This is a genomic window from Amycolatopsis sp. lyj-84 (genome assembly GCF_046549075.1).
Lineage (GTDB): Bacteria > Actinomycetota > Actinomycetes > Mycobacteriales > Pseudonocardiaceae > Amycolatopsis.
The window spans coordinates 339,300-356,007 of the sequence record NZ_JAJPWO010000003.1 but is presented as its reverse complement, the minus strand read 5'-3'; the positions used below and the strand labels follow the sequence as shown (position 1 = coordinate 356,007).

Genomic DNA, 16,708 nt, shown 5'->3' with positions numbered 1-16,708 from the left:
CGGTTCAGTCCTCTTTCGGTTTCGCGGAAATGCCGTGCCCGAGTTCGCGGGCCTCGAGATGCCGTTGCTGGATCCGGTGTCCCTCGGCGTGGTCCGCCTCGGTCGGTTCGAGCGGGGTGGTGCCGTGGTCTTCCTGCCAGCGGGGAGGTTCCGAGCTGGAAGCGAGGGCCCAGGCCGCCTGCCGCGCGGCGCCGACCGCGACGTACTCGGCGACTTCGGGGATGACGACGGGCACGCCGAACACGATCGGCGCGACCGCGCGGACGGCGGCCGACTGCGCGCCACCGCCGATCAGCAGCACTCGACGGACTTCGAGTCCCTTCTCACGAAGGGCGTCGAGACCGGCTGCGAGTCCGCACAACATGCCTTCGACGGCGGCGCGGGCGAGGTTCTCGGACGTCATGTTCGCGCGGGTCAGGCCGAAGAGCGTGCCACTGGCGTCCGGGAGGTTCGGCGTCCGCTCACCATCGAGGTAGGGCAGGAAGGTGAGACCACCGGAGCCCGGCGCGGCCGCGAGGGCCAGCTCGTCGAACTCCGCGAGTTCGACGCCGAGCATCGCGGACGTGGCGGTGAGCACGCGGGCGGCGTTGAGCGTGCAGGCGAGCGGCAGGAACCGGCCGGTGGCGTCGGCGAATCCGGCGACGATGCCGGACGGGTCGGCGCTCGCGGTCTCGGAGACACCGAAGACGGTGCCGCTGGTGCCCAGCGAGACCACGACGTCGCCGGGAGCCAGTTCGAGACCGAGCGCGGCGGCCATGTTGTCGCCTGTCCCCGCCGAGACCAGGATCCCGTCCGGGGTGTGGCCCGCGGCTTCGGCGGGGCCGATGACCTTGGGCAGTTCGGGAGTGCGGCCGCCGAAGGCGTGCGAGAGAAGGTCCTGGCGGTACTCGCCGGTGGCGGGTGAGAAGTACCCGGTGCCGGAGGCGTCGCCGCGGTCGGTGACCGGCTCGGCGCCTTCGCCCAGCAACCGCCAGGTCAGCCAGTCGTGCGGAAGCAGGACGCGGGCGACGCGATCGGCCAGCTCGGGCTCGTTCTCGGCCATCCACCGCAGCTTCGTGACGGTGAAGCTGGCCACCGGCAGTGAGCCGACGGACTTCGCCCAGTTCTCGGGACCGAGTTCGCGGCCGAGGTCTTCGGCGGCCTTGGCGGACCGAGTGTCGTTCCACAGCAACGCGGGCCGGACGACCGCGCCGTCTTCGTCGAGGGTGACCATGCCGTGCTGCTGTCCGCCGATGCCGATGGCGGCGACGCCGTCGAGCAGGCCGTCCGTGGCCTCGCGGAACGCGTCCCACCACGCGGAGGGGGCGACTTCGGTGCCATCGGGGTGCGAAGCGCGGCCGGTGCGGACGATCTCGCCGGTTTCCGCGTCGCAGACGACGACCTTCGTCGACTGGGTCGACGAGTCGATTCCGGCGACCAGGTCAGATTTCATACTCCGGCCCTTCCGGATCGCATTCGACCTGCTCAATGGCCGTTCCCGCGTTCAGCGCGGCCTCGATCTCCTCGGTCGGTGTCAGGTCGTCGGTGATCAGGAGGTCGTAGTCGCCGATGTCGCCGTGCGCGAAGGTGGCGGTGCGGCCGAACTTGGAGTTGTCGACGACCAGGACGTTGTGGCTCGCGGTGCGCAGCGCGGCCTTCTTGAGCGCGGCGTAGTCCTGGACGGGGTGGAACAGGCGGCCGACCGCGACCGCGGCGACGGAGACGAACGCGATGTCGGCGTGCGTGCGCTCGAGGAACGCGAGGACGTCCGGACCGGCGCACGAGTCGTACTCGTGGTGGTACCGGCCGCCGGCGAGCACGACCTCGACGCTCTTGACCGGGCCGAGGATGCGGGCGGCTTCGAGCGAGTTGGTGATGACGGTGAGGTCTTCGATCGCGCCGAGGCGGCGGACGAGCGGGAAGAGCGTCGTCGAATCGTCGACGAAGACCGTCTGGCCGGAGTGGACGTGTGCCGCGGCGGCCTCGCCCAGCGTGTCCTTCGTGGCCTGGTTGAAGGTGTCACGGAAACGAGCGGCCGACTCCATGGTGGTCGCCGGGTAGGCCTCGACCTTGCCGCGCAGCTTGCGGAGGAGGCGGCGCTCGGCGAGTTCGTCGAGGTCGCGGTGCATCGTCATCAGGCTGACGCCGAAGCGGGTGGTGAGATCGTCGATGCGGGCTTCGCCGGTGGCGATGACGTGGTCGAGGATCTCCTGGCGCCGGTGCTCGACGGCGGCGTCCGAAGGCCTGGTCTTAGACATGGGCGACACCGTTCACGACCCGGACCATCGTGGTCTCGGCGGGGTGGGTGTCGGCGCTCACACCTGCTTCTTACCAGATTATTCGCCGGGAGTTAACACGTAACTCGATAACTCTCGCATTTCCGCTCACCCCGCGCCTCCGCCCACCGAAGTGCATTTAGCCCCCTAATCGCGTTCTGGGGGCGGCTGCCAGCAGAGCGCACTTAGGGGGCTAAACGCACGTCGGGGCCCTGGTCAGGACGTCAGGGAGCGGACGGACCGGATGGCGTCTGAGACGGCGCCGAGGATGCCGGAAGCCGAGGTGGGAGCGCCGTCGGCGGCCAGCGACCCGGCGAGCGAGTGGACGTACGCCGCGGCACCGGCCGCCAGCCACGGATCGAGCCCGGCCGCGAGCAGCGCGCCGATGAGACCGGACAGCACGTCCCCCGATCCCGCCGTCGCGAGCCATGATCCCCGCGGCGTGTTCACCAGCGCGCGGCCGTCCGGCGCCGCGACCACCGTGCAGTGCCCCTTCAAGAGCACGACGGCGTCGTACTTGCGCGCGGCCGCCCGAGCCGCCGCGACCCGGTCCGCTCCCGGCGGCGAACCCATCAGCCGCTCGAACTCCCCCGCGTGCGGGGTCAGCAAGAGCGGCGTGTCCGGATCGCGCGCGTCGAGCACGTCGGGCGAGCGCGCGATGATCGTCGTCGCGTCGGCGTCCGCACACACCGGCACGCCACGCCCGAGCACGAACCGCAGCACGTCCCGCCCCTCGTGCCCGGTCCCGATCCCCGGCCCGACGACCCACGCCTGCACCCGTCCGGCATCGGTCACCGACCCCGTCGCGATGACGTCGGGCCAGCGCCCTCGCACCACGTCGGCGGCGTGCCCGGCATACCGCACCAGTCCGGACGTCGCCCGCACGGCGGCGCCCGCCGCGAGCACGGCAGCACCCGGGTACGTCGCGGATCCTGCGGCCACCCCGACCACGCCTTGGCTGTACTTGTCGTCACCCGGCCCCGGCACCGGCCACGCCGCGGCGACGTCGGCCGTGTCGAGCCGCCGCAGATCGGGTTCGCCGAGTTCCGGTCGCAAGCCGATGTCGACCAGGGCGACCTCGCCGCAGGACGCGGGCGCGAGGACGTGCACCGGTTTGAGCGCGCCGAAAGTGACCGTGCGGTCGGCGACGACCGCCGGACCGTCGACGGCACCGGTGTCCGGGTCCACCCCGCTCGGCAGATCGACGGCCAGCACGGGCGAACTCACGTGCTCCAGCAGCGCGGCGGCATCCGGCCGCAGTGGCCCTCGCGCCGAGATCCCGACGATCCCGTCGAGAACGAGGTCCGCACGACCGATCCATTGTGGACCGTCCTCAACGGACACCACTCTGCCGCCGGATCGCTTCAAGGCGGCCAAACCCGGGCCGTGAGCGCGTTCGGGCTTCAGCAGGATCGCCGAGACGGCCACATTGCGGCGGCGCAGGAACGCGCCGGCCCACAAGGCGTCACCACCGTTGTTGCCCGACCCGACGAGCAGCGTCACCCGTCGTCCGGACACCGAACCCGTGTGGTCTTCCAGCATCGCCGCGGCGTGCACCGCCAGGCCGAAAGCCGCTCGCCGCATGAGCCCGCCGTCGGGAGTGACGGCGAGCAACCGGTCCTCCGCCGCGCGAATCCGTTCCGTGGTCCAGATTCCCTGCACGACGCCTCCGGTCCTTACTCGACGGTGACCGACTTCGCCAGGTTACGCGGCTTGTCGACGTCGTACCCGCGCGTACGGGCGATTTCCGCGGCCAGCACCTGCAGCGGAACCGTCGAAACCAGCGGTTGCAGCAGCGTCGGGACGGCCGGGATCTCGATCAGCTCGTCGGCGAACGGGCGGACGGTCTCGTCGCCCTCCTCCGCGATCACGATCGTGCGGGCGCCGCGCGCCTGGATCTCGCTGATGTTCGACACCAGCTTCGAGTGCAGCACCGCGCGCCCCTTCGGCGACGGCATCACCACGACGACGGGCAGGCCGTCTTCGATCAGCGCGATCGGGCCGTGCTTGAGCTCACCGGCGGCGAAGCCTTCGGCGTGCATGTACGCCAGTTCCTTGAGCTTAAGCGCGCCTTCGAGGGCGACCGGGAAACCGACGTGACGGCCGAGGAACAGCACCGCCTTCGAGTCGGCGATCCGGCGGCCGAGGTCACGGACCTGGTCCACAGTGGACAGAACCTTCTGCACCGCGGCGGGCATGGCCTCGAGCTCGGCGAACTCGCGGGCGACCTCGTCCGGGTACTTCGTGCCGCGGGCCTGCGCGAGCGCCAAGCCGACCAGGTAGTTGGCCGCGATCTGCGCGAGGAACGCCTTCGTCGAGGCGACACCGATCTCCGGACCGGCGTGCGTGTAGAGGACGGCGTCCGACTCACGCGGGATCTGCGCGCCGTTGGTGTTGCAGACGGCCAGGACGCGGGCCTTCTGCTCGCGAGCGTGACGGACGGCTTCGAGGGTGTCCGCGGTCTCGCCCGACTGCGAGACGGCGACGACCAGCGTCGCGCGGTCCAGCACCGGGTCGCGGTAGCGGAACTCGCTGGCCAGCTCGACCTCGACGGGGAGGCGGGTCCAGTGCTCGATGGCGTACTTGGCGACGAGGCCGGAGTGGTACGCGGAACCACAGGCGACGACGAAGACCTTGTCGACGTCGCGCAGGTCCTGGTCGGAGATGCGCTGCTCGTCGAGGATGATCCGGCCACCGTCGAAGTGGCCGCGCAGCGTGTTCGCCAGCGCCTCGGGCTGCTCCTCGATCTCCTTGAGCATGAAGTACTCGTGGCCGCCCTTTTCCGCGGCCGAGAGGTCCCAGTCGACGGTGAACGGTTTGGCCTGCGCGGCGTCGCCGTGGAAGTCGGTGACCTCGTAGCCGTCGCGGGTGATCACGACGAGCTGGTCCTGGCCGAGCTCGACGGCCTCGCGGGTGTGCTCGATGAACGCGGCGACGTCGGAAGCGACGAAGTGCTCGCCTTCGCCCACGCCGACGACCAGCGGCGAGGAGCGACGGGCGGCGACAATGGTGTCCGGCTGGTCGGCGATGGTCACGACCAGGGTGAACGCGCCTTCGAGGCGGCGGCAGACCGCGGCGACGCTGGCCGGGAAGTCGCCCTTGGTGTCGCCGTCGGTGTACGCGCGGGAGATGAGGTGCGCGGCGGTCTCCGAGTCGGTGTCGCTCGCCATCTCGACACCGTCGGCCTCGAGCTCGGAGCGCAGGGCGGCGAAGTTCTCGATGATGCCGTTGTGCACGACGGCGACGCGCTGGGAGGCGTCGCGGTGCGGGTGCGAGTTGCGGTCCACCGGGGCGCCGTGGGTGGCCCAGCGGGTGTGGCCCATCCCGGCGGTGCCGGTGAAGGCGTCCCTGCCGACGGTTTCGAGCTGGGTCTCCAGGTTGGCCAGGCGGCCCGCCTTGCGCTCGACGTTCAGCGCACCGGCGCCGTCGAGGACCGCGACGCCTGCCGAGTCATAGCCGCGGTACTCCATCCTGCGCAGGCCGCCGATGACGACGTCCAGGGCCGGGCGGTGTCCTACGTATCCCACGATTCCACACACGGCCACCACCCTAACGACGGAAATCCGGCCGTTTCGCGCGGGCGCCCGCACTCGCGTTTAGCGGGCTAAACGCGATCCGCGGGGCGGCGCGCGGGCCGGACGGGGGTGCGGGCAGTAAGGTCACGAACATGGCCAGCAAGCCCAAACAGCTGCTCGCGGAGCTGTCCCATCCAGGTCCGCACGAGGTGCTGCGCGGCAACCTCGCCCTGGTCGGGCTCCCCGGCGTCGTGTTCACCCCCCGCTCGGGGCTCGGTCTGCCCGCCGTCGCGTTCGGGCACGGATGGCTGCAGCCGACCGGGAGCTACCGGCATCTGCTCCGGCACCTCGCGAGCTGGGGCATCGTCGCGGCGGCTCCGGCCACCCAGCGCGGCCCGCTGCCGTCGCATCGGCTGCTGGCCGGAGACCTGCTGACCACGCTCGACCTGATCACGACGGTCCGCCTCGGACCGGACGGCATCAGCGTCGACCCGGCGAAGCTCGGCCTGGCCGGGCACTCGACCGGTGGCGGCTCGGCCATCCTCGCCGCCGCTCAGGCAGCCGAGAACGACGAGCGGCCCCGGATTCGCGCTGTCGCGACCATCACTCCCGCACAGACGCTGCCTCCCGCGACGGTGTCGGCCCAGTCGGTGACCGTGCCCGGCCTGCATCTCGCGGCGAGCGAAGACCTGGTCGCGCCGCCTGTCGGGCATGCCGAGGCGATCGCGGACGCGTGGGGCGGGCCGGTGCAGTTGCGGACGCTCGGGAAGTCGTCGCACCTCGGGGTCACCGAGGGCAGGCACTGGAGCCAGCTGTTGCTGCACGGGAAGCCGCACCGCGGGACCCAGCAGTTGACGAGGGCCCTGTTCACCGCGTTCTTCCTCACTCACCTGACGGGGACGACGAGGTACCAGCCTCTCCTGGACGCCGACGTCAAACGCGCCCCCATCGAGACCCAGGACGAACCCGCCGCCTGACCCCGGCCGACCTGCGTTTCGCGGGCTAATCGCGATCCGGGCCCCGGCGCGCGCCTCGTTACTTAGCCTGCCTACGCGTCGCGATTAGCCCGCGAAAGTCGACACGGTCCCGGGAGGGCACGCCGCGCGGCCAGATCGCGATTAGCCCGCGAAAGTCGACGCGGTCCGGGCGAGCGGAGCGAGTAAAAGAAGGGCCCGGCTCTGGTGAGCCGGGCCCTGAAGTGCGGTGAGACGGTCAGTCGACCATCCACGAGTTGTTCGAGAAGTCGTCGTCGTCGAAACCCTTGTCGTCGCGGGCGTGACGACCTCGACGACGCGCGGGCGCACCAGGCGCTTCGGGCGTCCCGGCACCCGGAGCGGGTGTCGGCGCCGCAGCCGGCGGGACGTCCACCGTCGCCGGCATTCCGGGCACCCCGGGCGCGACCGGAGGAGGCGGCGGGGGCGGGGGTGCAGGCCGCGACGCATCGGGCCGGCCACCGAACTCGGCGAACCGGGCGTCCGGCTTGTCGTCGTCCTCGAGGCCGAAGCCCATCGTGTGGCTGCGGTCGGCGGTCGTCTTGCCGGTCAGCCAGCCGCCCGCCTCCTTGCTCCGCTTCCCCAGTTCCTGCATGTGGGCCGCGTACTTGTCGTGGACGGCGGCGTCCTTCTGCATGGTTTCCATCGCCTGGGCCTTGGCGTCGGCGAGGTGCCGCTCCCGCAGTCCGCGCTGCTCCTGCTGCTCCGTGATGGCGGCGTCCTGCCTCGACATGGCGGCCGCCAGCCGGTCGACAGCGCTCATCGGTCCTCCCTCGTTCCCCGGTTACCGATCATCGCTCGTAGCTGATCGAACGGTCGCCGCCATCGTCGTCGAGCGACCCGCTGATCCGGCCGCCCGCGCCGCTGGTCTCGAAAATGCCACCCTCGACGCGGTACTGGCTCGAGCCGCGTTGCGTGTCACCGCCGCCACCGCCACCACCGGCCGCGCCGCCCATGGCACCCATTCCACCCATCATGCCGCCCATTCCGGCGGACGAGCTTCCGGCACCGGCTCCCGCGGGCGCCGGGTCCATTCCGCCGGGCGCCATCCCGAGGCCGCCTTCGACGGCGGCCGGCTGCGCGCCGCCCCCGGTCTGGATACCCGCTTCGAGCGAACCGGCCTCGTTCAGCGACCCCGCCGAACCACCTTCGCCGACGCCGCCGAGCGCTCCTTCGAAGCTGCCACCGCCTCCGCCTCCGCTAGCGGCCGGCGCGGTTCCCTCGCCACCCGAGCCCGACGCGGCGCCACCGGCGGCCTCGGCCTCCGCGGACACCGCGGCGGTCCCTTCGCCACCACCGACTGCAGCACCGACCTCGACACCACCCGGAGCGGCGAAACCGGCGCCGTCCGCCGGCGCGGGCATCGTGCGGATCTCGTCGACCCCGTCGACCTTGCCGGGCTGCGGATTGCCGGGATTCCGGTCGTCCAGGCCGTTCTTGACGTCGTCGGTGTCGATGACGTCGCCGGGCTTGAGTTCCTTCTTCTCACCCTTTTCGTCGAGGGTGTAAGTGGTCGGCTCGCCCTTGCCGTCGTCGACGGTCACCACGGTCGGGCCGTTCGGACCGTCCGGCTGCTCGGCCGTGATCTTGAGGTTGCCGTCCTGGATGTGGATCTTGCCGTCCGGGCCGGGCCGGTAGACGCCGTCCTTGCCGGGCTCGCCTTCCTTGACCGCGCCCTGCGGGCCGAAGTCGCCGTCCTTGCCGTCCTTGGCCTTTTCGCCGTCCTTGCCCTCTTCGCCCTTGGGGTCGTCGAAGTCGAGCTTGTAGTCCTTCTCGTTGCCCTTGCCGTCGTCGACCTTGATGTCCATTTTGCCGTCTTTATCCGGCTCGGTCATCTCGATCTTGTTGTCGCCCTTTTGGACGGTCATGGTGTCCTGACCGTCGATGCCGTCCTTGATCGCCTCACCCGTCGCCGGGTCGATCGGGTACGGCTTGCCGGTCTCGGGGTCCAGCTCGAGCGGCTTCCCGGTGACCGGGTTCGTGCCCTCGGCGGGCTTGTCCTCCGGTTTCGGCGCCTCGGGGACTTCCGCCGCCGGAGGTGTGCTGCTGCCGCCTCCACCACCAGGAGGCGTGCCGCCCCCGCCGCCGGGCGGGGTCCCGCCGCCACCACCGGGCGGCGTTCCGTTGCCCGGCGGCTTCTCGGTGCCCGGGGGCTTCTCGGTGCCCGGCGGCTTCTCGGACCCGGCCGCGGGGAACGGGTTCGTGTAGTCCTCCATGAACCGCGAAAGCTCGTGGTACTGCGTGTTGATCGTGTCGGTCGCGTTCTTGCAGAGCTTCTTGAAGTTCTCGTACCGCTCGCCGAACTCGGTGGCGAAAGAACCCTTCAGCCACTGCTTCGCGGCCCCAATCGCGTAGTCCTTGTTCTCGTCGTTCAGCTTGCAGTCGTCGTGACGCAGCCGTTCGGCGAGGTTGTTGCCCGGACACGCGGAGTCGAGCCAGTACGCGACGTCCATGAGCTTTTCTTTGGAGCCGACCTTGCCGTTCGCGATGTCGACGACCTGCTTCGCGATGTACAGAGGTGCCGTCGCGACCTTGTCGACCCGGAGCTTCAGCGTTTCGTCGACCTTCAGCTTGAGCGCGGTGTAGATCTTGTCGATGGTCGAGGGCACCAGTTTGATGGCGCCCTCCATCTGCGCGATGAGCTCCTTCGCGTCGGGCTGGATCCGCTGCTCGTACTTGACCTTCGCGGCCGTCGCGCCCTCGCCCTTCCAGTCGTGGAAGAGCGTGGTCAGCGCCGAAGTCGCGTCCTTCTGGGTCTGCTCGACGATCTTCTTGGCGTCGCCGAGATCCTCGACCTCGTCGAACATCTTCTGGAAATTGATCTCACGGTTCTCGTGGAACCGGTCCCAGATGTCGGTCTTGTAGCTGATTTCGCCCGACTTCTCCGGCATCTTGTTCCAGACCTGCTCGGCCCAATCGGAGAAGAAGTCCAGTGCCGGCTTTCCGAGGTCGAGCACCTGGTCGGATTTGGTGGTCGCGCCTCCGGCGGCAGGCCGGGACATGGAGTCGAGGTCCTTGTCGGCCTGTTTCGTCTCGGCCGCCTGCTTCTTGTCCCCCGCGGCGTTCGAGTCACGTTCGGCGACGGCCTTCTTGTAGGCAGCTTCCCTGGCCCACGGCAACATCAAAGCGTCTTTCGTGCCCTGAGTGACGTAGGGGTCGTTCAGCATTTCCTTGATCTGTGCGGGCGTCGGTTCACTCATTACTGGGTCCCCGCCTTGTTGGCAGCCGCGGCGTTCGCCTGGTCGGATGAGGTGTAGCGGGTCGACGCGGTGCTGACCCCGCCGGCGAGCTGGGTGAGCTGGCCCGCGTAGCCCTTCATCGCGTCGGAAATGGCGAGAATCCCGGTGGCGTAGCCCTTTTGGTAGTCCTTGTGGACTCGGCCGAAGTTCTCGGGCCCGACCTGGGTCGGCCCCACCTTCCCCGCCTCGGACGTCGTTTTCTCAGCCGCGCGCTCCAACGACGTCGACGCCGTGAGCATCGCCTCTGAATCGGCTTTGTAGCCCCCGTCCGGCATGACCGGTGCCCCCTTCGTCCCGCTCTGTGTCCGCCTCGTTGTCCTACCTACGACGCACGCCGACGGCATCAGGTGCCGTCGCATATGCACACAGAATGTACCCACCGGTCACCGAGGCCGCAGGAACATTCACACCTTTGCTAACTCAAACGGTTCCGGCGCAAGAAGCCTGGTAGACCGCGTTTTCGCGGTTTCGCCCCCGCCTCGACCGCCTCGGCGAGAACGGTCGCCGCGCCCCGGATGTCGACCAGGCGATCCAGCTCGTCGAGGTCGATGTCGATCCCGAACTCCACCTCGACCGTCGCCAGGAGCCGGACCCGGCGGCGGGAGTCGACGCCCATTTCGGCGAAGGGCGTGTTCTCGTCGATCGTGTCCGGATCGACGTCGAAGGTCTCGCAGACGAGGGCCTTGATCTCGTCGACGTACTCGCTCCCGTCAGCTGCCATGGGGGGATTCTGTCCCATCCGCGGGCCAGTACCGCGTTCTGGCCGCGGAACGCGCGACCTTGCCGCTGGAGGTCCGCGGCAGCCCGCCGGGTTTCACCAGGAGGAAGGCCCGGAGGCGCACGTCGTGCCGTTCGGCGACGGCTCGGGTGGCCGCCCGCGCGATCTCGGGTTCGTCGAAGTCGGGGGCCTTCCGGGCACGCTCGGCGACCACGACGACGCCCTCGCCTTCGTCGCCGTCGACCGAGAACGCGGCGACCCGCTCGGCCCCGAGAAGGGGGTGGGCGTCGGCGACCGTCTCTTCGATGTCGTGGGGGCTGTGGTTACGGCCGTCAATGATGATCAGGTCCTTCAGGCGTCCGGTGACGGAGAGCCTGCCGTCCCGGATCGAGCCCAGGTCGCCGGTGCGGAGCCAGCCGCCCTCCCCGTCGAGCTCGGCGCCGAACACCTCGGCGGTCAACTCCGGACGCCGCCAGTACCCGGCCGCCACGTTGGGCCCCTTGACCCAGATCTCGCCCGCGTCGACTTTAGCGGGCAAACCGCGATCCGGTGGGCCGTCGACTTTAGCGGGCAAAACGCGATCCGCCTGCGCGACGACGCGGACCCGCTGCCCCCTCGGCCAGCCGATCTCGACGACCTCACGGCCGTCCACTTCGGTCACCACCGGGCCGCCGGAGTCGCCGCTGGCGACGTAGACCGTCGCCTCGGCCAGACCGTAGGACGGCCGGAACGCACCCCTCGGGAACCCGTGGGGTTCGTACGCGGCGAGGAACCCCCGGACGGTCGCCGCCCGGACCGGTTCACTCCCGCTGAGCGCGATCGACACCGTCGAGAGGTCGTACTCGGCGCGCTTCGGCTCGGGCACGGCCTCGGTCACCAGGTCGTACGCGAAGTTCGGCGCCGCCGTGAGCGTGTTCGGATACGCCGACATCAGCAGCAGCCAGCGATCCGGGCGCCGGATGAACTCCAGCGGCGCGATGAACACCGTCCGGCCGCCGGAGTGCATCGTCCCCGCGAGCAGTTGCGCCAGCCCCATGTCGTGGAAGAACGGGATCCAGCCGACGCACGTGGTGTGCTCGCCGACGGCGTAGGCGTCGCAGATCTGCCAGCACGCGGCCGACAGTGCCCGCTGCGTGATGATCACGCCGGCGGGCGATCGCGTCGTGCCGGAGGTGTACTGCAGGTACGCGGGGTCTTCGGGGGAAACCGGCGCCGGCCGGGACCGGTCCGCCGGGTCCAGCGGCAGGGTGTCGACGGCGATGATCTCGCGGGGCGACGGCACCGGCTCGGCCTCGGCGAACTCCGTGAGCCGCTCGACCAGGGCTTCCGACGTGAGCCAGATGTCGGCGTCGCAGTCGTTGAGGACCCCGACGAGCCGCTCGCGGTGAGCGCGGACATCCGGCGCGGACAGCGGCACCGCGACGGCCCCGGCGTACAGCGCGCCGAAGAAGGCGACGACGTAGGAAAGGTCCTGCCGAGCCGTGATCGCGACGCGGTCTCCCGGCTGGATCACCTCACGCAGCTTCGCCGCGACAGCGCGGACGTGGACAAGAAGGTCGGCCCAGGTCAGCGTGTCCTCGACGGGCTCGTGCCGGTTCGAGCAGTCGAGGTGCGTGTACGCCGGGCGCTCGACGTCGGCGCGCTCGAGCAGGCGGAGCACGAGCGGGGTCCGCAACACTTCTTCCGGCACTTCTTCGGGCACTGGCACATCCTCCGGCCGCGGCATAGGCATCATACGAGCGTGGACGACTTCTTCGTGCTGGACGATCCGGCGGACCGCGTCAAGGCCCTGCGCGACCGCGAGCTCAGCTCGAACCCGGGCGGTGCCGCCGCCGAGACCCCGAACCTCCTGCTGATGGACGGCGCGGACCACCGTCGGCTGCGCGCCGTCGTCAAGGAGGTCATCGCCCTGGTCGAGCCCCTGCCGAACGCCCTGGTCACCGACCTGCGCGTCGCGATTAGCCCGCTAAAGTCGCGCGCCCGGTTCGACCTGGTGACCGACTTCGCCATGCCTGCGGCGGCCAGGGTGACCGAAGCGGTACTCGGCACTGTCGAGCCACTCGGCGAGAAGCTGCTGACGAAGCTGTCCGAGACCGCCGCGAACCTGGACGTCTGGTCGGGCGGACCGGCCGGAGCCGACATGGCCGCGCTCAGGGTCGCGATGTTCTTCCTCAAGGCGACCGCCGTCGAAGGGGGCGGGCTGGCGCTGCTCCGCGAAGCGCACGAAGCGGGCCGGATCACCGAAGACGAGCTGATGATCACGCCGGTGATGCTCGCCCACGCGGCGTACGAGAACTCCATGAACTTCCTCGCCCTCGCCGGCCTCGAACTCCTACGCCGCCCAGACGTCCTCGACGACGTACGCGGCCTGATCCACGAAGTCGCCCCGACCCGCTTCGCCGCCCGCCGCGTGACAGCGCCGTTCTCCTTGGGAGACAAGGATTTCACCGCAGGCGACAAACTGGCCATCCCGCTGGGACCCGCCACCGAACTCGCGTTCGGCCTCGGCCGCCACACCTGCCCCGGCTCGCGCATCGCGGTCGCCGAGGGCGAAGTGGCACTTCGCGCCCTGGCCGAAGTCCTGACTCCCGACCACGTCGTGGAAGACGTGCGATACAAGACGCACGCCGTCTTCCACGGCGTGGAGCGGGCCATCGTGACCCTGCGGACCTGACGGCTCAGGTCGCCAGCCAGTCGGTGTTGGCGAAATCGTCGTCATCGCCCCTCGCAGCCGCCCGCCGATGACGTCCGGCCGGACGTTCCTCCGGCACCGGCGCCGAGGGCGGCGGCGGAACCTGAGGCGCGGGAACCGCGGGCGGCGGCCGGAACGAGATCGGCGGCTCGTCGGCCGTCCGGTATCCGGCACGGCGCTCGTTCTCGGTCTCGTCTTCCTCGAACCCGAAATCGCCGTCGTCTTCGACCTTGTCGCCCAGGGTCGACTCGGTCTCCCAGCCTCCCGCGGCCTCCGCCCGCCGCTTCTGCTCGAGACGCGCGGTCAGCGCCGCACTCGTCTCCTGCTTGAGCTTTTCGCCCGCGGCCTGGGTCTCCTCGATCGCCTTGGTCGCCCGGTTGTCGACCAGGTACATCCGGTCGCCGTTCTCGCGCTCCAGCCCGGCGAGCTTGTGCCGGAGTCTGGCGAGATCCTCCTCAGGATTCACTGATCCCCTCCCCTGACCGCTAGCGGAAGCCGATGACGCCGTCGTCGTCGAGCGAACCGCTGATCCGGCTGCCCGTCGTCGTCGCGGTGTCGAACAGGCCGCCGTCGACCCGGTATCCGCTGGACGCGCGCTGCTGGTCTTCACCGGACCCTTGCCCGCCTCCGGCCGCTCCGCCGCCCATCATGCCCATGCCGCCCATCATCCCCGCACCGGCCGCGGCCGGATCCTGGGCGCCCCCGCCCGGCGTGGCCCCGAGCCCGGACGGCGCCGCGGGAGCGGACGCGCCGCCACCGGCTCCGGCGGGATCCGAAGCCTCGCCGAGATCACTTCCGAACGGGTCGCTCAGCGACTGGGCCGTCGTCGATTCGGAATCGGCCGCCGCGGCCACCGGCACCGGTTCGGCCGGGTGACCGGGCACCGGGGCGGGTGCTCCACCGCCGTCACCGCCGGACGTCGCGTCGTGCGGACGAACGCCCTGCTCGGCCTGCTGGCGAGCGACGTCTTCGACCGGCCTGGCCGCGACGCCTTCCGCGGCGTGCCTTCCGGCGGGCTGCGGCGTGGAGTCCGGGCTCGCGTGACGGCCGCCCGCGGGTTCGTCTTCGCCCAAGGTGTACTTCGACGGGTGCCCGGAACCGTCGTCGACGGTCACCAGCGTCGGCCCATCGGGACCGCCGGGCCGTTCCGCGGTGATCTTGAGCCCGCCGTCCTCGATGTGGATCTTGCCGTCGGGGCCCGGCTGGTAGACCTGTCCGGGGTTCGCGGCGGGACGCGACGCCGACTGCTGGTCCAGCCGCTCGGCGGTGTCCCGGTGCACGGGCCCGCCCGCCGCGTCGCCGGTGCCCGGCGTGGCCTTGCCGTCGCCGAAATCGAGGTTGTAGTCCTTGGCCTGACCGGCTCCGTCCTGGACGGAGATGCCCATCTTCCCGTCGGCGCCGGGCTCGGCCATGGAGATCTTGCGGTCGCCCTGCTCGACCGTCACAGTCTCGGGCCGGGTGCCGTCGGTGTCGCTCTTGATCGCCTCACCCGTGCGGGGATCGATCGGATACGGCTCCCCGGTGGCCGGGTCGACGTCGAGGGGCTTGTCCGTGACCGGGTTCTTCTCCTGTCCCGGCACTTCCGGTGGTTCCGGCTGCTTGTATTCGACGGCGCTCGGCGGCGGCATCTGCCCGCCGCCACCCGAAGACTTCCCACCGCCGCCGGAGGAGGGGCCACCGGCACCGGTGTCCTTGCCTCCGCCGCCCTTCTCGACGGGCTTTTCGCCACCCGTTTCCGGGGTCTTGCCCAGGTCTCCGTAGGGGTTCTCGACCACCTGACCGAGTGAATCGAAGTAGGCCTTCCACGCGCCGTTGATCGCGTCGCGCGTGTTCTTGCACACCAACTGGAAGTTCTCGATGTGCTTGCCGAACCAGCCGACGAAGACCTTCCCGAGCCATTCCACCGCTTGAGGCTTGAGGACCTCGTCGATGGTGCTCTGGTCGATGTCACCGCCGTCGTCGTTGAACGCGTTCTTGGCTTCGATGCTCAGGAACTTGATGCAGTGGATGATGTCGTTCTGGCTGCACGAACCGTCGGCGATGCGGATGATCCGCTCGATGTCCTGCGTCGTGGCACCGTCGATGTTGTCGGTGTACCACTTCTGCAGCCAATCGACCTTCTCCCGGCAGAACTTGCCCACCGAAGCATTGGTGCGCAGCAGCCCGTCACCGGCGGCTTTGAACGCCTCGGCGACCAGGCCGGTCTTGTCCGAATAGGCCTTTTGATAGGCACGCGCCTGATCGGCCGCCGCGCCGTCCCAGGTGCCGAGCGAGCTCCCGAGTTTCCCGGAGACGTCCTGCGCCGATCCCGCGATGGCCGTGCTGACCGCGGTCAGTTCGTCCGCGCTCGCCTTGAACAGGTTGAACGGGATGTTGTCCTGCTCGTGGTAGGCGGTTCGCAGGGTCTCGATCGCCACGACGGCGCCGACGGCCTTGGACAGGCTCACGGCACGGACGTAGAGCGGATGGAAGTTTTCGTAGACCTTGAACCCCGAAAGCCCGGGGACCATGATGTCGTTCGAATTCGCGCAGCCCGGATCGGTTTCGGTGGCGCGCCCGGCGATCTCCTGGTTTTTCGCCGCGTCCTTGTTCAGCGCGTCGCGATCGCCTTGCCGTCCCGCGGCCTGGCTCGCGTCGTACTTTTCCTGCGCGGTCTTGTAGGCCGCCTGGACGTCTTCGAGATAGGCGTCGTTGCTGCCGATGTCGCTCTCGGTGATCCAGTCACCGTTCATCGACTTGATGTAGTCCCGGAAGCCGTTCCGCTCGGCTTCGCTGGCGAAACCGCAGCTTTCCGGCGACTCGTCCTCGATGTAGTCGATGTAGTTGAGGGCGAGCTCGCGTTTGGTGTCGCGGTCGATGTTCGGGTCGTTGAGGATCTTCTCGACTTCGGCCCGGCTGGGAATGTCGTGCCCGGTGTCGCCACCGACGTCCGCGAGAGGCATCAGTGCTTCCTCATCTCGGCCGCGTTCGCGTCCTCATTGGACTGATAGAGGTCCTTGGACGCCGCGAGTTTGCGGCCGAACTCGTCCGACGCAGCGAGATAGCTGCGCGCGCATTTCGCGAGGCGCTGGATGCTCGCGGAGTAACCGGTGAAGCAGTCACCGTGCGCCGGCCCGAAGCTCGCCGCGCTCAGGTTGATCTGCTCGACCGCTCCGATCGGCCCTTCACAGGCCTGCTTGGGCAGATCCTGCAGGACCTTGGCGGCCTCGTTCAGCTGCGCCGGATCGACCTTGTGCCCTTTGCCCGTCACTCTTCACCCTCCCCTGAGTGCTCACGTCCAGTCCATGATCGGACGCG

The 16,708-nt window shown here is 69.8% G+C and carries 14 protein-coding genes; 2 read left to right on the top strand and 12 right to left on the bottom strand.

Annotation, left to right across the window (positions count from 1 at the left end):
• Window positions 1–4: 4 nt before the first annotated feature.
• The 4 genes from xylB to glmS all read right to left on the bottom strand — a co-directional run bounded on the left by xylB (window position 5) and on the right by glmS (window position 5,794).
• Window positions 5–1,432, bottom strand: coding sequence for a xylulokinase (gene xylB, locus ACLJRM_RS11850; protein ID WP_410663002.1), 1,428 nt, complete (start codon window positions 1,430–1,432; stop codon window positions 5–7).
• Window positions 1,422–2,237 (bottom strand): DeoR/GlpR family DNA-binding transcription regulator, encoded by an 816-nt coding sequence (locus ACLJRM_RS11845; protein ID WP_101612207.1) that lies wholly within the window; start codon window positions 2,235–2,237, stop codon window positions 1,422–1,424. Before ACLJRM_RS11845 ends, xylB begins: the two co-directional genes overlap by 11 nt.
• Window positions 2,238–2,471: 234 nt before the next feature.
• Entirely contained in the window at window positions 2,472–3,917 is a 1,446-nt protein-coding gene (locus ACLJRM_RS11840; RefSeq protein WP_410663001.1) for an NAD(P)H-hydrate dehydratase, read from the bottom strand.
• 14 nt (window positions 3,918–3,931) lie between these two features.
• A complete protein-coding gene (gene glmS, locus ACLJRM_RS11835; protein WP_101612205.1) occupies window positions 3,932–5,794 on the bottom strand; it encodes a glutamine--fructose-6-phosphate transaminase (isomerizing) in 1,863 nt (620 codons plus the stop codon).
• Window positions 5,795–5,922: 128 nt separating this feature from the next.
• Here glmS and ACLJRM_RS11830 point away from each other — a divergent pair, with 128 nt between their 5' ends.
• Window positions 5,923–6,747, top strand: a complete 825-nt coding sequence (locus ACLJRM_RS11830; RefSeq protein WP_410663000.1) for a dienelactone hydrolase family protein — start codon at window positions 5,923–5,925, stop codon at window positions 6,745–6,747.
• 235 nt (window positions 6,748–6,982) lie between these two features.
• Here ACLJRM_RS11830 and ACLJRM_RS11825 read toward each other — a convergent pair whose 3' ends face one another.
• The 5 genes from ACLJRM_RS11825 to ACLJRM_RS11805 form a co-directional block, all read right to left on the bottom strand.
• On the bottom strand, window positions 6,983–7,525 hold the full coding sequence (locus tag ACLJRM_RS11825; protein ID WP_101612203.1) for a hypothetical protein: 543 nt from the start codon (window positions 7,523–7,525) through the stop codon (window positions 6,983–6,985).
• Window positions 7,526–7,553: 28 nt separating this feature from the next.
• The gene (locus ACLJRM_RS11820; RefSeq protein WP_101612202.1) at window positions 7,554–9,962 is read right to left on the bottom strand and encodes a hypothetical protein; all 2,409 of its coding nucleotides are present in this window, start codon (window positions 9,960–9,962) and stop codon (window positions 7,554–7,556) included.
• Window positions 9,962–10,276, bottom strand: a complete 315-nt coding sequence (locus ACLJRM_RS11815; protein WP_101612201.1) for a hypothetical protein — start codon at window positions 10,274–10,276, stop codon at window positions 9,962–9,964. Before ACLJRM_RS11815 ends, ACLJRM_RS11820 begins: the two co-directional genes overlap by 1 nt.
• 140 nt (window positions 10,277–10,416) lie before the next feature.
• Window positions 10,417–10,722 (bottom strand): acyl carrier protein, encoded by a 306-nt coding sequence (locus ACLJRM_RS11810; RefSeq protein WP_020633351.1) that lies wholly within the window; start codon window positions 10,720–10,722, stop codon window positions 10,417–10,419.
• Entirely contained in the window at window positions 10,712–12,445 is a 1,734-nt protein-coding gene (locus tag ACLJRM_RS11805; RefSeq protein ID WP_410663179.1) for a fatty acyl-AMP ligase, read from the bottom strand. The genes ACLJRM_RS11810 and ACLJRM_RS11805 overlap by 11 nt, the downstream gene beginning before the upstream one ends.
• Window positions 12,446–12,460: 15 nt before the next feature.
• Here ACLJRM_RS11805 and ACLJRM_RS11800 point away from each other — a divergent pair, with 15 nt between their 5' ends.
• Window positions 12,461–13,393: a cytochrome P450 gene (locus tag ACLJRM_RS11800; RefSeq protein WP_410662999.1), complete on the top strand. Its 933-nt coding sequence runs from the start codon at window positions 12,461–12,463 to the stop codon at window positions 13,391–13,393.
• Window positions 13,394–13,397: 4 nt separating this feature from the next.
• Here the strand turns inward: ACLJRM_RS11800 and ACLJRM_RS11795 are convergent, their stop codons facing one another.
• The 3 genes from ACLJRM_RS11795 to ACLJRM_RS11785 are packed head-to-tail and all read right to left on the bottom strand — an operon-like array spanning window position 13,398 to window position 16,661.
• A complete protein-coding gene (locus ACLJRM_RS11795; protein ID WP_101612199.1) occupies window positions 13,398–13,877 on the bottom strand; it encodes a hypothetical protein in 480 nt (159 codons plus the stop codon).
• A 19-nt stretch (window positions 13,878–13,896) separates the two neighbouring features.
• Window positions 13,897–16,353, bottom strand: coding sequence for a hypothetical protein (locus ACLJRM_RS11790; protein WP_410662998.1), 2,457 nt, complete (start codon window positions 16,351–16,353; stop codon window positions 13,897–13,899).
• Complete coding sequence (locus ACLJRM_RS11785; RefSeq protein WP_101612197.1) at window positions 16,353–16,661, bottom strand: type VII secretion target; 309 nt, start codon at window positions 16,659–16,661, stop codon at window positions 16,353–16,355. Before ACLJRM_RS11785 ends, ACLJRM_RS11790 begins: the two co-directional genes overlap by 1 nt.
• Between the last annotated feature and the right edge of the window lie 47 nt (window positions 16,662–16,708).

What these genes read in the sequence shown, in the direction of transcription:
- ACLJRM_RS11815 (WP_101612201.1), bottom strand. Translation starts at nt 10,276, where the DNA reads ATGCCGGACGGGGGCTACAAAGCCGATTCAGAGGCGATGCTCACGGCG.
- xylB (WP_410663002.1), bottom strand. Translation starts at nt 1,432, where the DNA reads ATGAAATCTGACCTGGTCGCCGGAATCGACTCGTCGACCCAGTCGACG.
- ACLJRM_RS11820 (WP_101612202.1), bottom strand. Translation starts at nt 9,962, where the DNA reads ATGAGTGAACCGACGCCCGCACAGATCAAGGAAATGCTGAACGACCCC.
- ACLJRM_RS11790 (WP_410662998.1), bottom strand. Translation starts at nt 16,353, where the DNA reads ATGCCTCTCGCGGACGTCGGTGGCGACACCGGGCACGACATTCCCAGC.
- ACLJRM_RS11830 (WP_410663000.1), top strand. Translation starts at nt 5,923, where the DNA reads ATGGCCAGCAAGCCCAAACAGCTGCTCGCGGAGCTGTCCCATCCAGGT.
- ACLJRM_RS11845 (WP_101612207.1), bottom strand. Translation starts at nt 2,237, where the DNA reads ATGTCTAAGACCAGGCCTTCGGACGCCGCCGTCGAGCACCGGCGCCAG.
- ACLJRM_RS11810 (WP_020633351.1), bottom strand. Translation starts at nt 10,722, where the DNA reads ATGGCAGCTGACGGGAGCGAGTACGTCGACGAGATCAAGGCCCTCGTC.
- ACLJRM_RS11805 (WP_410663179.1), bottom strand. Translation starts at nt 12,445, where the DNA reads ATGCCGCGGCCGGAGGATGTGCCAGTGCCCGAAGAAGTGCCGGAAGAA.
- ACLJRM_RS11825 (WP_101612203.1), bottom strand. Translation starts at nt 7,525, where the DNA reads ATGAGCGCTGTCGACCGGCTGGCGGCCGCCATGTCGAGGCAGGACGCC.